The sequence below is a fragment of the Photorhabdus thracensis genome (assembly GCF_001010285.1).
Classification (GTDB): domain Bacteria; phylum Pseudomonadota; class Gammaproteobacteria; order Enterobacterales; family Enterobacteriaceae; genus Photorhabdus; species Photorhabdus temperata.
The window spans coordinates 216,401-229,944 of the sequence record NZ_CP011104.1 but is presented as its reverse complement, the minus strand read 5'-3'; the positions used below and the strand labels follow the sequence as shown (position 1 = coordinate 229,944).

Sequence of the window (13,544 nt, the reverse complement as noted above, 5' to 3'; positions counted from 1 at the left end):
ATACCCGAATTGAAACTTCGTGCGTTGAATTCATCAACGCAGAGCCGAAAGTGTAATAACGAGGCGATATAAAAAATGTCCCAACCAAATACTGCGGCACAATTTGCTGCTTCTGTCGTGTCTGAAACTCCAGAAAAAAAAGGCGGGAAAATTAACCTGCTTGATCTGAATCGCAAACAAATGCGTCAGTTCTTCACCGATATGGGGGAAAAACCCTTCCGTGCCGATCAGGTGATGAAATGGATGTATCATTACTGCTATGACGACTTTGAGCAGATGACGGATATTAACAAAACTCTGCGGGCGAAATTGCAGCAAGTTGCTGAGATCTGTGCGCCCGAGGTAGCAGAGGAACAACGTTCAGCCGATGGCACGATTAAGTGGGCTATCACTGTTGGCGATCAGCAAGTTGAAACGGTTTATATTCCGGAAGATGATCGGGCTACGTTGTGTGTCTCTTCTCAGGTAGGTTGTGCACTGGAATGTAAATTCTGTTCTACCGCTCAGCAAGGGTTTAACCGAAATTTACGGGTTTCTGAAATTATTGGTCAGGTTTGGCGTGCGGCGAAAATTATTGGTTCACTGAAATCCAGTGGTCGCCGTCCGATTACCAACGTGGTTATGATGGGAATGGGTGAACCTCTGCTCAACCTGAATAACGTGGTTCCTGCAATGGAAATCATGATGGATGATTTTGGTTTCGGTTTGTCTAAGCGCCGTGTGACGCTATCCACATCCGGTGTGGTGCCAGCGCTGGATAAACTTGGTGATATGATTGATGTCGCTTTGGCGATTTCCCTGCATGCACCGACAGATGATGTGCGTGATGATATCGTTCCTATCAACCGCAAATATAATATTGAACAGTTCCTTGCGGGAGTGCGCCGCTATTTGACTAAATCTAATGCGAACCAGGGGCGTGTGACAGTGGAATATGTCATGCTTGATCATATTAACGATAGTGTGGAACAGGCGCATCAATTGGCTGAATGCCTGAAAGACACACCCAGTAAAATCAACCTGATCCCGTGGAATCCGTTTCCGGGCGCGCCATATGGCCGCAGTTCCAACAGTCGGATCGACCGTTTTGCCAAGGTGCTGATGGGATATGGTTTTACAACTATTGTCCGCAAGACCCGTGGTGATGATATTGATGCCGCATGTGGTCAGCTTGCGGGCGATGTGATTGATCGTACGAAACGGACATTGAAAAAACGTCAGGCAGGTGAACCTATTCAGGTAAGAGCAGTCTGAATGTTGGTATGTTCTATCATGCAGTCACTGAAATTATTGCGACAATTGCGTATCCTTGATGAAGTGGGGATGGAATGATAAGGAAATCGTTATCGGGAATGCTTGTTGCCGCTGTATTATTGGCGGGATGTTCCAGTCAACCGGCAAACGGAAATAAACAGCGAACAGTTGCGGCAGAAACCCGGATTCAACTGGGGATGGCCTATCTGGCTGAAGGTCATTTGTCTGCCGCTAGATACCACTTTGATAAGGTATTACTGGCACAGCCAGACCATTATCAGGCTCAATTAGGTATGGCGTTGTATGAACAGTATTCCGGCCAGCCGGAAGCTGCCCGTCAGCGTTACAAAATGGCGATGCAGTATGCGCCAGGAAATGATACGGTATTGTATCATTACAGTGTTTTTCTCTGTGAGCAGGGGCAGTATGAAGAAGCCAAAATTCTGTTGACTGGGAATAATGCTAACAGGCGTATTTGTTATCAATGATTTGCCGCTAGTAAAATAGCAAATCTATTTCGCCGCGCAGGCCATTGTATAATGTAAGGATTATAGCAAGGAGCCAGCGCGAAGTTTTTCACAACTTGGACAGTACCGCGTCTTTTTGCTAATGAATACTGAAACGACTCCAGAACAAGCTCATTTGACAGCAGGTCAGCTCCTGCGTCAGGCTCGTGAACAGCACGGGCTAACTCAGCAGACGGTGGCTGATCGTCTGTGTCTGAAACTTTCCACTATCCGTGATATTGAAGAGGACAATATACCGGCCAATATGGTACCGACTTTCCTACGTGGTTATGTTCGCTCTTATGCTAAATTGGTACAAATTCCAGAAGCGGAAATTCTGGCGATTCTGGATAAGCATACCCCAGCAAAAACCGCGAAAGTTTCACCGATGCAGAGTTTTTCATTGGGTAAGAAACGTAAAAAACGTGAAAGTTGGTTGATGTGGATTACGTGGCTAATTATTCTGGTAGTGATTAGTCTGACGGGAGCATGGTGGTGGCAAAACCACACAGCTCAACAGAAAGAATTGATTTCGATGGCTGATCAGTCTGCGGTGCAGATTGCTCAGAAAAAAGCCAAGGCAGCGGGTTTATCCACGGAAAGCGACGAGCAGGCGATACAGTTGCAGGCCAGTGAGCAGCCACCATCTGCCGCTTCAACCGAAAATTCGGTGAAAGCGAATAATGCCAATACGGATAATGCTAATAACAATAGTGGGAATACGTCTCCGCCGGTAGCATCAGCTCAACATCAGGCGGTGGAAACACCTGAAATTCAGCCGCAGACTGTTCCATTACCCGTTAACCGGGGTGCAAATCAAATACCGGATGTGGCGGCTGACAGTAATAAACTGGTGATGAATTTCAAAGCATCTTGCTGGTTACAGGTTATTGATGCGGATGGAAAGACACTGTTTAGCGGAACTAAAAAGAAGGGTGATAGTTTGAATCTCTCCGGTTCATTACCTTATAAATTAACTATCGGTGCACCAGCGGCAGTGGATGTGCAGTTCCGGGGAAAAGCTGTTAATTTAAGCGGTTTTGTTAAAGCGGGTCATATTGCGCGTCTTAAAATACCAGGAACACAATAAATGCCTTGGCAGTTACGGCATCGTTGCCATGTTATAAGTAAGCACATGGAAGTATGGGAGAAACATCAGTATGCATAATGAATCGCCGATAAAAAGACGCAAATCTACGCGTATTTATGTAGGGAATGTGCCAGTCGGGGATGGTGCACCCATTGCGGTACAGTCAATGACAAACACACGCACTACAGATGTGGAAGCCACTGTTAAACAGATTAAATCGCTTGAGCGTGTTGGTGTTGATATTGTCCGTGTATCAATACCAACGATGGACGCGGCAGAAGCGTTTAAATTGATTAAGCAGCAGGTGAGAGTTCCTTTGGTTGCGGATATCCATTTTGATTACCGTATCGCGCTTAAGGTTGCAGAGTATGGTGTCGATTGTCTGCGTATTAACCCCGGTAATATTGGTAATGAGGCGCGTATCCGTGAGGTTGTGGCGGCTGCCCGCGACAAAAATATTCCAATCCGTATTGGTGTGAATGGCGGGTCACTGGAAAAGGATATTCAGGAAAAATATGGCGAACCAACCCCGGAAGCACTGCTGGAATCGGCTATGCGCCATGTGGATATTCTTGAAAAACTTAATTTCGACCAGTTTAAAATCAGCGTAAAAGCGTCAGATGTCTTTCTGGCGGTTGGTGCTTACCGTTTATTGGCCCGGAAGATTGATCAGCCATTACATCTTGGTATCACAGAGGCCGGTGGCGCTCGTGCAGGTTCTGTAAAATCAGCGATTGGCTTGGGTATTCTTCTGTCGGAAGGTATCGGTGATACCCTGCGTATTTCTTTGGCTGCCGATCCGGTCGAAGAAGTTAAAGTGGGTTTTGATATTCTGAAATCATTACGCATTCGCTCCCGAGGTATTAACTTTATCGCCTGTCCAACTTGTTCTCGTCAGGAATTTGATGTTATCGGCACCGTTAATGCGTTGGAACAACGCCTGGAAGATTTACTCACCCCGATGGATGTTTCAATCATTGGTTGTGTGGTTAACGGACCGGGTGAGGCGGAGGTTTCCACCTTGGGTGTCACTGGTGCCAGAACAAAAAGTGGTTTTTATGAAGACGGAGTGCGGCAGAAAGAGCGTCTCGACAATGTTGATATGATTGATCAACTTGAGGCTAAGATCCGCGCTAAGGCATCAATGTTGGATGAAAATAAGCGTATCGACATAAGTCAACTGGATAAATAATATACCTGACACTGGCTCACCGTTGTGATGAGCCAGTGTTGTTTTAGTTTGCTAATTGAAGCTCGTCCGTATTCGCTTCTATAATCAACATCGTTTTTGAATTATTAACAGAGATAAGACGTGGCAAAAAATATCCAAGCTATTCGTGGCATGAACGACTACTTGCCGGCAGACACTGCTATTTGGCAGCGTATTGAAAGCGCTTTGAAACGCGTGTTGGCGGGTTATGGTTATAGCGAGATCCGCACGCCGATTGTAGAGCAGACTCCGTTATTCAAACGGGCTATCGGGGAAGTGACTGATGTGGTCGAAAAGGAAATGTACACCTTTGATGATCGCAATGGTGAAAGTTTGACCCTGCGTCCTGAAAATACCGCAGGCTGTGTGCGTGCAGGTATTGAACATGGTCTGCTGTACAATCAAGAACAGCGCGTATGGTATTTCGGGCCCATGTTCCGTTATGAGCGTCCACAAAAAGGCCGTTACCGCCAATTCTACCAGTTAGGGGCTGAAGTCTTTGGTCTTCAGGGACCTGATATTGATGCTGAACTTATTTTATTGACTGCCCGCTGGTGGCGTGAGCTCGGTATTTCTGAACATGTGACGCTTGAACTGAATTCGATTGGTTCATTGGCAGCACGAGCCAGTTACCGCGAAGCGCTGGTTGCCTTCCTTGAGCAGCATAAAGATAAGCTGGATGAAGATTGCAAACGTCGTATGTACAGCAATCCATTGCGTGTTCTGGATTCAAAAAATCCGGAGGTTCAGCAACTTCTTAATGATGCGCCGGAACTGTTTGACTATCTTGATGCCGAATCAAAGGAACATTTTGATGGCCTGCGTGCACTTCTTAATGCGGCGGGTATCAAATACCGCATTAACCAGCGTCTAGTTCGTGGTCTGGATTACTATAACCGCACGGTATTTGAATGGGTAACAACGGCTTTGGGGGCTCAGGGCACTGTCTGCGCCGGTGGTCGGTACGATGGGCTGGTTGAGCAACTGGGTGGTCGTCCTACTCCTGCTGTGGGTTTTGCGATGGGAATGGAACGTCTGGTTCTGTTGGTGCAGGAGATGAATCCGGCATTTGTGGCGGAACTATCAGTGGCGGAGGTTTATCTTGCTTCCTTCGGTGAAGGCAGTCAGCAGGCAGCGTTGATTCTGGCTGAACAGATACGTGATGTCTTGCCGCAATTACGTCTGGTGACTAACCACGGGGGAGGGAACTTTAAGAAGCAATTGGGGCGTGCGGATAAACAAGGCGCTAAAATTGCGCTGATTTTGGGTGAAGATGAAGTCCGTTCTGGTCAGGCAGCGATTAAAGATTTACGTACAGGCGAACAACAAACGTTGCCGCAAAGCGAAATTGCAGCTCGTTTGGCTGAATTGTTAGGTTAAGGAGAGACTCCGTGGAAGTCTATACCAATGAAAACGAACAAGTTGACGCGATCCGCCGCTTTTTTGCCGATAATGGCAAAGCGTTGGTTTTCGGGCTGGTGCTGGGCGCTGGCGCGCTGATTGGTTGGCGTTATTGGCAATCTCATCAGACAAATCAATTGCAGGGCAGTGCGGAAGCTTTTGAACAGGTAAATCGTGGATTAATTTCCGGTGCAAAAGAGAGTCATGCCACCGCTGAGAGGTTTGCCGCTGAAACGAACAATAGTTATGGTGTGATGGCTCATATGCATTTGGCTCAATTGGCTGTTGAAAAGAATGAGCTAGCCAAAGCGGATCAATTTTTATCTGCGGCTGTCAGTCAGACAAAAAATGAAGATTTGCAGGCTCTGGCTAATATTCGTTTAGCCAGGGTTCAATTGGCGGAAGATAAAGCGGATGCCGCATTGAAAACACTGGAACAGGTGAAAGGTTCCGGCTGGGTTGCCGTGGCAGAGGATATCCGCGGCGATGCGCTGTTGAAAAAAGGTGATATTGCGGGTGCCCGTGCAGCTTATACCAAAGGTCTGGGATCAGATTCACCGCAGGCGATTAAATCGATGTTAAATCTTAAATTGAATAATTTATCCAGCTAAGGGGATCCTTTCAATGCAGCTGCGTAAAACACTCTTGGTTGGTCTGGTTGCTTCTGTTCTGTTAGCGGGTTGTTCAAGTGAGCAGGACACGGTAACTATGTCACCGTTGCCACAGGTTGAGAATCAATTTAGCCCAAGGGTTGTCTGGGATAAATCTGTAGGTGATGGTGTTGGGCGTTATTACTCTCACTTGACACCAACCTGGCAGGGTTCTGTTGTCTATGTCGCTGATCGTCATGGCATTGTTAAGGCGCTGGACATTGATAGCGGCAAAGAGGTGTGGTCGGTAAATTTGGCTGAAAAAGCGGGTTTTCTCTCTTCCCGTATCCCTGCGTTGCTTTCTGGCGGCCTGACCGTTGCTGGGAATCATTTATATGTCGGCACTGAACGTGCCAAAGTCATCGCGCTGAATACCGAAGACGGCCAGATTGCCTGGGAATCTGAAGTTGCCGGAGAAGCGTTGTCGCGTCCGGTGGTGAGTGATGGCCTGGTGCTGATTCATACCAGCAACGGCATGTTGCAGGCATTGAGTGAGTCAGATGGAAAAGTACAGTGGTCCGTTAATATGGATACCCCATCATTATCGTTGCGTGGTGAATCAGCTCCGGCTGTGGCTTACGGTGCCGCGATCGTGGGGGGCGATAATGGTCGTGTCAACGCAGTGCTGATTTCTCAGGGGCAACTGATTTGGCAGCAACGTATTTCTCAGGTAACCAGCTCGACAGAAATCGGTCGTCTTAATGATGTTGATACAACACCGGTTATTTCTGAAGGCGTGATATATGCGATAGCCTATAACGGTAATCTGGTGGCGCTTGACATGCGTTCAGGTCAGATCCTCTGGAAACGTGATTTGGGTTCAGTGAACGAGATGGTTGTTTCCGGTGATCGTATTTACATTGTTGATCAAAACGATCGGGTTATGAGTCTGCGTCAAAGTGATGGTGTGACGCTGTGGACTCAGACAAAATTACAACACCGCAACTTGACGGCGCCTGAAATGTATAATGGCTATCTGGTTGTTGGTGATAGTGAAGGCTATTTGCACTGGCTGAATATGGATGATGGTAAGTTTGTTGCTCAACATAAAGTTGATAGCTCCGGCTTAATGAGCCGTCCGGTTGTTGCCAGTGATAAGCTGATGGTACAGGCAAAAGACGGTACGGTTTATCTGTTTACCCGTTGAGTATTTCTTACTGTCTGTTTACCGGAAATAGAGAATAAAGAGTTGTTATAATCCCACGGCTCCTGAAAAGAACAGGGGCCGTTTCGTCTTTTTAGTGTTTTGTTGCGGTTAACGATGAGCAGCAAAATACTGATTTCAAATTTAGTCATGAGGCATCAACAAATGACACCTGTCGTCGCTCTGGTAGGGCGCCCAAATGTGGGTAAGTCCACGTTATTTAACCGTTTAACCCGTACAAGAGATGCGCTGGTAGCGGATTTTCCAGGTCTGACCCGCGATCGTAAATATGGTCGGGCCGAAGTCGAAGGACAGGAATTTATCATCATTGATACTGGTGGTATTGATGGTACCGAAGATGGTGTTGAAACCCATATGGCGGCACAATCTTTGATGGCGATTGAAGAAGCTGATATTGTTCTGTTTATGGTAGATGCCCGTGCCGGGCTGATGCCGGCAGACCACGCTATAGCAAAACACCTGCGCAGCCGTGAAAAAGCCACTTTTTTGGTGGCGAATAAAACCGATGGTATTGATATTGATACATCCGTAGCTGAATTTTATTCACTTGGATTGGGTGATATATATTCCATCGCCGCTTCTCATGGTCGTGGTGTCACCCAACTTATCGAACGGGCATTGCTGCCTTTTTCCGGTAAAGGAGAGGAGGAAGAGGTTGAGCTGACAGAGGAAGAAGCCAACGCAGCCTATTGGGCCGAGCTGGAACAGAATGAAGTCGAAATGGCGGAAGAGGAAGAAGATGATTTTGATCCATTAACTCTGCCATTAAAATTAGCCATTGTCGGCCGGCCAAACGTCGGTAAATCTACCTTGACGAACCGTATCTTAGGTGAAGAAAGGGTTGTGGTTTATGACATGCCGGGTACTACCCGTGACAGTATTTATATTCCTATGGAGCGTGATGGCCGCGAATATATCCTGATTGATACCGCGGGTGTGCGTAAGCGGGGTAAGGTTACTGAGACGGTTGAAAAATTCTCAGTCATCAAAACCCTTCAGGCGATTGAAGATGCTAACGTTGTATTACTCGTGATCGATGCCCGTGAAGGCATTTCCGATCAGGATTTGTCGTTGTTGGGTTTTATTCTTAATAGCGGGCGCTCATTGGTTATTGCGGTCAATAAATGGGATGGCATGTCGCAGGAAGATAAAGAGCAAGTGAAAGAAATGCTTGATTATCGTCTTGGCTTTGTTGACTTTGCCAGAGTGCATTTTATCTCTGCTTTACATGGCAGTGGTGTGGGTAACTTGTTTGACTCGATTCTTGAGGCTTATGACTGCGCGACTCGTCGGGTGAATACTGCACTGTTAACCCGTATCATGCGTATGGCTGAAGAAGATCACCAGCCTCCGATGATCCGTGGGCGCAGGGTAAAAATGAAATATGCCCATGCTGGTGGCTATAATCCACCCATTGTTGTGATCCACGGTAATCAGGTAGCTAATTTGCCTGATGCTTATAAGCGTTATCTGATGAACTATTTCCGTCGGTCCTTGAAAGTGATGGGGACACCCATTCGGATTCAGTTTAAAGAAGGGGCAAACCCCTTTGCTGATAAACGTAATACTTTGACACCGAATCAGATGCGCAAACGTAAGCGTCTGATGGCTCATCTGAAAAAGCGTTAGTTTTTAATAAAGAGAGGGGGTGGTGATTAACCACCCTTTTTGCTGGCATCCCATATTTGAGTAATTATTTCTGGTGCATCTAATTCTGGAAATATGAAGTGATATTCTTCATTTCCCGTGATGATACAGAGCAGATAATAATGTTGATCAGGACATGGTGATAGCGGCATAGAATCAGAAAAATTCCGTTCTATAGCCTGAACAAATAGTTGTTTCTGGTGGGGAGACAATGATTTTAAATTCACTGTCTTATCTTGGCTAAGACCCGGTGTAGCAGCAAATCCTCCTTGCAGGGAAATCGTGATTTTACTATCAGTTGTGAGTTCGATGATTTTATTGTTCATGATATACCAGTTTTGCACGGTTATTTTTTACGTTTCTACAGTATAGCGTGAAATTCGGCGTTAACAATTTTAGCACCTTTCATTAGCTATCTTTCTTTATTAATAGGAGCTGTTAGGTTAGGTGCTACAAATAATAGAATATCGCTGGTATTAAACCAGCGATATATTTACAGATTAAACTTTAGTTTCTGCCTTATCTTTTCCTTCGTCTTTATCTTTATCTTTATCTTTATCTTCTTCTTTCACTTTAATGCCCACTTCTTTCCAGCTGTCTATAGTGGCTTTTTCAACATCCTCATCAAATAAATCACGAGCATGTTTAACAGTTAACTTGGCAAAGGATAAGAAGGTAGTATCGCGTGCAAGATCTTTATCCAGCAGTGTGTTGTACCATATCTTTCCTGCTTTTTCCCAAGCATATCCGCCTAATTTTATCGCGAGATTATAAAAGGCCTTATTAGGAATACCTGAGTTAACATGAACACCACCATTGTCTCTATAAATTGGGTAGTCTTTAAAATCATCCATATGACCAGGCTGAGGATCTTTACCAAGAAGCGGATCATCATATGCCTTGCCGGGTTCTTTCATTGAACGAATTCCTACACCTTTAATACCTTTAGCCAGTAATTCTTCCCCTACAACCCAGCTTGCTTCATCAGCTTTCTGTTTTAGATAATGTTGCCTTACCAGCGAGCCAAAGACATCGGCAATTGATTCATTCAATGCGCCGGACTGGAAGAAATAGATCAAATCTGCTGTTTTTTCGATAACACCATGAGATAGTTCATGGCCAATTACATCGATAGATGTGGTGAAATTATTGAAAACCTTACCGTCACCATCACCAAACACCATTTGTCCTCTACCCCAATACGCATTCATGTATTCTTTGCCGTAATGCACGGTGGCAATCAATTTCATTCCTTTATCATCTAATGAATTGCGATTAAAAACTTCTTTGTAGAAATTGTAAGTTGCTTCCAGATATTTATAGGCATTATCAACGGCTACGTCGCCATTATCTGGATCACCTTCATCTCGTACTAAAGTTCCAGGTAACTTGGTTTCATTTTTTGCATCGTAAATACTACGATGTAGAGTATCGCTAACAACTTCATCATCAGTATTATCAATAGAATCTGATGTTTTAATAACGCTGTCCAACATTAAACTCTGGGTATGATTTAATGTCATTAATACGTTATCTTTTTCACTTTCACTGTTATTCTTATAAATATTTTGAAGAATGTACGGTGGTATTAAGCCTTTGTAGTTATTGTTTTGTATTTGCATAAAATATCTCCTGGAATAAATTATTAGTTATTAATTAGGGGTACTCTTTAAGTACATTTTCATATTAAACACGTTTCCATCGGATAGTCATCAGGGCCAACCTGCTTCTTTTGTGTTAAAGGGTTGTTAATAAATTGTTATGCAGTTTGTGTGAGGGATTTCTGTATTGGTCGTATTAAAAATATAAATAGTTAGGAATAATTGTTTATAATATTCCTAACATGATAAAAAATCATATCCAGTTTTTTACTGGCAGAAAGTCAATATATAAAGCAGCTTCCGCAGATCCTGGCTCAGGATGATAGTTATATTCCCAGCGTACTAAGGGGGGCATGGACATTAAGATAGACTCTGTTCGTCCGCCACTTTGTAATCCAAATAGGGTTCCCCTGTCCCAAACCAGGTTAAATTCAACATAACGACCACGGCGATATAATTGAAATTGTCGTTCACGTTCACTCCATAATATGTTCTTCCTTTTTTCCACGATAGGCAGATAGGCAGAAAGAAAACCGTTACCTATATCCTGAGTAAAGTGAAAGCAATGTTCAAAATCGGGAGTATTTAAGTCATCAAAAAATAAGCCGCCAATTCCACGCGCTTCATTACGATGTTTAATATAGAAATAATCATCACACCATTTTTTGTATTTTGGATAGAGATCTTCTCCATAGGGTTGACATATATTTCTGGCGGTAGTGTGCCAGTGAATAGCGTCTTCCTCAAAACCATAATAAGGTGTTAAATCAAAACCGCCACCGAACCACCATACTGGTGCTTCACCTTCTTTTTCCGCAATAAAAAACCGGACATTAGCATGGCTGGTTGGGATATAGGGATTTAAAGGATGAATAACCAGAGAGACTCCCATGGCCTGATAATTACGGCCAGCCAATTCAGGGCGATGAGCTGTTGCTGATGAGGGAAGCATGACTCCTGATACATGGGAAAAATTAGCGCCCGCTTGTTCGAATATAGCACCTTGTTTCATAATTCGGCTGCGGCCACCACCACCTTCTTCCCGTTGCCAGCATTGCTCAATAAATTTCCCTTTGCTATCTGCCTGCTCCAGTTGTTGGCAAATTTCATTTTGTAATGAAAGGAAAAAAGATTTAATCTGATTGATGTTTGGTGTGTTCATGATTCTTTTCTCATTATAATGCAGTGATTGCCATATTATACCTATTAGTGATAGAGAACACATTTTCGTATTGATTCCAATGCTAAAGCGAAGATAATGTGAAATGGTTATTTCAATAAAAACAGGTTGGTTAGGAATGGAAATTCGGGTATTTCGACAAGATGATTTTGAAGCAGTGATTATCTTATGGGAACGCTGCGATTTACTTAATCCTGGTGTTGATCCTGAAATGGATATTGAGCGTAAGTTAACGCATGATCCTGACCTGTTTTTAGTCGCGGAAGTGGCAGGAGAAGTGGTTGGGACTGTTATGGGGGGTTATGATGGTCACCGTGGTTCGGCATATTATTTAGGTGTTCATCCTGAATTCCGGGGACGGGGAATTGCGAATGCATTAATTTCCCGGTTGGAAAAGAAGCTGATTGCCCGTGGCTGTCCGAAAATAATTTTTATTGTGCCTGAGGATAACGATGCCACTCTCTATATGTGCGAAAAGTTGGAATATGAAGATTGCTATCAAGAGAGCGTTATTTTCAGCAAGCGTCTGATTATTGATCAGGAATATTAAGTTGAGTCATGTGGCTGAATTGAGTATCACTCAGCCACAAAATCATTAGTGCAATTTAGTCACTTTTTTCACATCAACTGTCACAGAACTCCACTCTTTGTCGACTTCACCTTCAAGACGGACTTTATCCTGAGGTGTTATTGTTTGGCCATTCCAGTATTTATGATCAATTTCGACTTCAATAACTCCCGCATTATCACGGAATATGAAGTGATCACCACGGATACGGGATTCGATATTTCCCTCCAGCACGACCCAACTGTCATCCCACATACTTTTAACTTGTTCAGTGGTCGAAATTCTTACATTGTTATCGACAAAACCACCTTGTGGTGCTGTCTGGATTGAGGTTTGAGCCGCATTTGGGCCAGAAAAACCACCCGATTGCATATGTGAGGTTTGCGCTGTTAATGGTGTACTGAATAAAGCAATCAGGGTGACGGTTGCAAATGTTTTTTTCATCATATTGACCTTATTACGATGACTTTTTTTTGAAAAGCAGTATACCGGCAAGCGATATTTAATCAATGTGATATTCACTCATTGTTAATAATTTAAACTGTTCTCTGAAACTAACAATCGTGGTGTGATGTCTCAGTAGCCATCTCTGTATTTAATCAAAAGGAGCCAGTTATGCAGGAATTTTCTTTAACTAACATTTTGTCAGGATTACGTTTTGCCGCAATAGGTTGTTCATTGTTACTGGCTGGTTGTGCGGGTTCATCTGGTTTTTCATGGTCGAGTTTGTCGCCTTTTAGCTGGTTTGGCGGCTCGTTAAAAATCTCAGCTCAAGGGGTAGGGGAAATAAATAGTTTAACAGCAATGAATAAGGACGCGATAGATAAAGGGTTAGATGGGAAGTACCACTTACGCAGCGGCATGGAAACGAAAAATGGTCAGTTGGTGACGGTATTTCAAGCGATGGAGGGTGATCAATTGAAAATAGAACTTTTTGGTCAGGCAGGTGGAAAAGTCAGCCGTATTGATGTGTTGGATAAAGATATTGAAACCGTCTGGGGGACAAAGATCGGTACACCATTCTCGGCGCTTTATAACCGGGCATTTGATGCTTGCCGAAATACGGTGAGTGAATTAGAAAAGAGGGCAGTTATCTGCGTATCTCCGCAGAGCAAGAATGTCAGTTATCTGTTTACAGGCAACTGGAATGGTCCGGAAGGTTTGATGCCTTCTGATGATGTTCTGAAAAGCTGGAAAGTGGAACGTATCATTTGGAAACGGTGAAAAGCTGTTTCTGAGTGAAAGTACAAACTGAGTCAGTTTGGTGAATTT

14 protein-coding genes are annotated in these 13,544 nt (G+C 44.2%); 10 read left to right on the top strand and 4 right to left on the bottom strand.

Going from position 1 to position 13,544, the window contains the following annotated elements:
* The first annotated feature begins 75 nt into the window (after positions 1 to 75).
* The 8 genes from rlmN to der all read left to right on the top strand — a co-directional run bounded on the left by rlmN (position 76) and on the right by der (position 8,905).
* A complete protein-coding gene (gene rlmN, locus VY86_RS00755) occupies positions 76 to 1,254 on the top strand; it encodes a dual-specificity RNA methyltransferase RlmN (protein ID WP_046973572.1) in 1,179 nt (392 codons plus the stop codon).
* A gap of 74 nt (positions 1,255 to 1,328) precedes the next feature.
* Positions 1,329 to 1,742, top strand: a complete 414-nt coding sequence (locus VY86_RS00750; RefSeq protein WP_046973571.1) for a tetratricopeptide repeat protein — start codon at positions 1,329 to 1,331, stop codon at positions 1,740 to 1,742.
* A gap of 121 nt (positions 1,743 to 1,863) precedes the next feature.
* Positions 1,864 to 2,850, top strand: a complete 987-nt coding sequence (gene rodZ / locus VY86_RS00745; RefSeq protein ID WP_046973570.1) for a cytoskeleton protein RodZ — start codon at positions 1,864 to 1,866, stop codon at positions 2,848 to 2,850.
* Between the two features lie 70 nt (positions 2,851 to 2,920).
* Positions 2,921 to 4,042, top strand: coding sequence for a flavodoxin-dependent (E)-4-hydroxy-3-methylbut-2-enyl-diphosphate synthase (gene ispG / locus VY86_RS00740; RefSeq protein WP_046973569.1), 1,122 nt, complete (start codon positions 2,921 to 2,923; stop codon positions 4,040 to 4,042).
* Between the two features lie 120 nt (positions 4,043 to 4,162).
* Positions 4,163 to 5,440: a histidine--tRNA ligase gene (hisS, locus tag VY86_RS00735; protein WP_046973568.1), complete on the top strand. Its 1,278-nt coding sequence runs from the start codon at positions 4,163 to 4,165 to the stop codon at positions 5,438 to 5,440.
* A gap of 11 nt (positions 5,441 to 5,451) precedes the next feature.
* Positions 5,452 to 6,072: a YfgM family protein gene (locus tag VY86_RS00730; RefSeq protein ID WP_046973567.1), complete on the top strand. Its 621-nt coding sequence runs from the start codon at positions 5,452 to 5,454 to the stop codon at positions 6,070 to 6,072.
* Positions 6,073 to 6,085: 13 nt separating this feature from the next.
* The gene (bamB, locus tag VY86_RS00725) at positions 6,086 to 7,258 is read left to right on the top strand and encodes an outer membrane protein assembly factor BamB (RefSeq protein ID WP_046973566.1); all 1,173 of its coding nucleotides are present in this window, start codon (positions 6,086 to 6,088) and stop codon (positions 7,256 to 7,258) included.
* 162 nt (positions 7,259 to 7,420) lie between these two features.
* On the top strand, positions 7,421 to 8,905 hold the full coding sequence (gene der / locus VY86_RS00720; RefSeq protein ID WP_046973565.1) for a ribosome biogenesis GTPase Der: 1,485 nt from the start codon (positions 7,421 to 7,423) through the stop codon (positions 8,903 to 8,905).
* A gap of 26 nt (positions 8,906 to 8,931) precedes the next feature.
* Here der and VY86_RS00715 read toward each other — a convergent pair whose 3' ends face one another.
* From VY86_RS00715 to hemF, 3 genes are all read right to left on the bottom strand, one after another.
* A complete protein-coding gene (locus VY86_RS00715) occupies positions 8,932 to 9,249 on the bottom strand; it encodes a protealysin inhibitor emfourin (RefSeq protein WP_036838225.1) in 318 nt (105 codons plus the stop codon).
* 174 nt (positions 9,250 to 9,423) lie between these two features.
* Positions 9,424 to 10,545 (bottom strand): metalloprotease PrtS, encoded by a 1,122-nt coding sequence (gene prtS / locus VY86_RS00710; protein WP_046973564.1) that lies wholly within the window; start codon positions 10,543 to 10,545, stop codon positions 9,424 to 9,426.
* A gap of 232 nt (positions 10,546 to 10,777) precedes the next feature.
* Entirely contained in the window at positions 10,778 to 11,686 is a 909-nt protein-coding gene (gene hemF, locus VY86_RS00705) for an oxygen-dependent coproporphyrinogen oxidase (protein WP_046973563.1), read from the bottom strand.
* Positions 11,687 to 11,822: 136 nt separating this feature from the next.
* Here hemF and VY86_RS00700 point away from each other — a divergent pair, with 136 nt between their 5' ends.
* Positions 11,823 to 12,254 (top strand): GNAT family acetyltransferase, encoded by a 432-nt coding sequence (locus VY86_RS00700; RefSeq protein WP_046976633.1) that lies wholly within the window; start codon positions 11,823 to 11,825, stop codon positions 12,252 to 12,254.
* A 45-nt stretch (positions 12,255 to 12,299) separates the two neighbouring features.
* On the opposite strand, the gene VY86_RS00695 is transcribed toward VY86_RS00700, so the two are convergent.
* A complete protein-coding gene (locus VY86_RS00695) occupies positions 12,300 to 12,719 on the bottom strand; it encodes a YgiW/YdeI family stress tolerance OB fold protein (RefSeq protein ID WP_387695171.1) in 420 nt (139 codons plus the stop codon).
* A gap of 168 nt (positions 12,720 to 12,887) precedes the next feature.
* On the opposite strand from VY86_RS00695, the gene VY86_RS00690 reads away from it, so the two are divergent.
* A complete protein-coding gene (locus tag VY86_RS00690; protein WP_046973561.1) occupies positions 12,888 to 13,496 on the top strand; it encodes an RpoE-regulated lipoprotein in 609 nt (202 codons plus the stop codon).
* The last annotated feature ends 48 nt before the right edge of the window (positions 13,497 to 13,544 follow it).

Coding starts and splice junctions, on each gene's coding strand:
- ispG (WP_046973569.1), top strand. CDS start 2,921: ATGCATAATGAATCGCCGATAAAAAGACGCAAATCTACGCGTATTTAT.
- prtS (WP_046973564.1), bottom strand. CDS start 10,545: ATGCAAATACAAAACAATAACTACAAAGGCTTAATACCACCGTACATT.
- VY86_RS00690 (WP_046973561.1), top strand. CDS start 12,888: ATGCAGGAATTTTCTTTAACTAACATTTTGTCAGGATTACGTTTTGCC.
- hemF (WP_046973563.1), bottom strand. CDS start 11,686: ATGAACACACCAAACATCAATCAGATTAAATCTTTTTTCCTTTCATTA.
- bamB (WP_046973566.1), top strand. CDS start 6,086: ATGCAGCTGCGTAAAACACTCTTGGTTGGTCTGGTTGCTTCTGTTCTG.
- VY86_RS00750 (WP_046973571.1), top strand. CDS start 1,329: ATGATAAGGAAATCGTTATCGGGAATGCTTGTTGCCGCTGTATTATTG.
- rlmN (WP_046973572.1), top strand. CDS start 76: ATGTCCCAACCAAATACTGCGGCACAATTTGCTGCTTCTGTCGTGTCT.
- VY86_RS00715 (WP_036838225.1), bottom strand. CDS start 9,249: ATGAACAATAAAATCATCGAACTCACAACTGATAGTAAAATCACGATT.
- VY86_RS00695 (WP_387695171.1), bottom strand. CDS start 12,719: ATGATGAAAAAAACATTTGCAACCGTCACCCTGATTGCTTTATTCAGT.
- der (WP_046973565.1), top strand. CDS start 7,421: ATGACACCTGTCGTCGCTCTGGTAGGGCGCCCAAATGTGGGTAAGTCC.
- rodZ (WP_046973570.1), top strand. CDS start 1,864: ATGAATACTGAAACGACTCCAGAACAAGCTCATTTGACAGCAGGTCAG.
- VY86_RS00700 (WP_046976633.1), top strand. CDS start 11,823: ATGGAAATTCGGGTATTTCGACAAGATGATTTTGAAGCAGTGATTATC.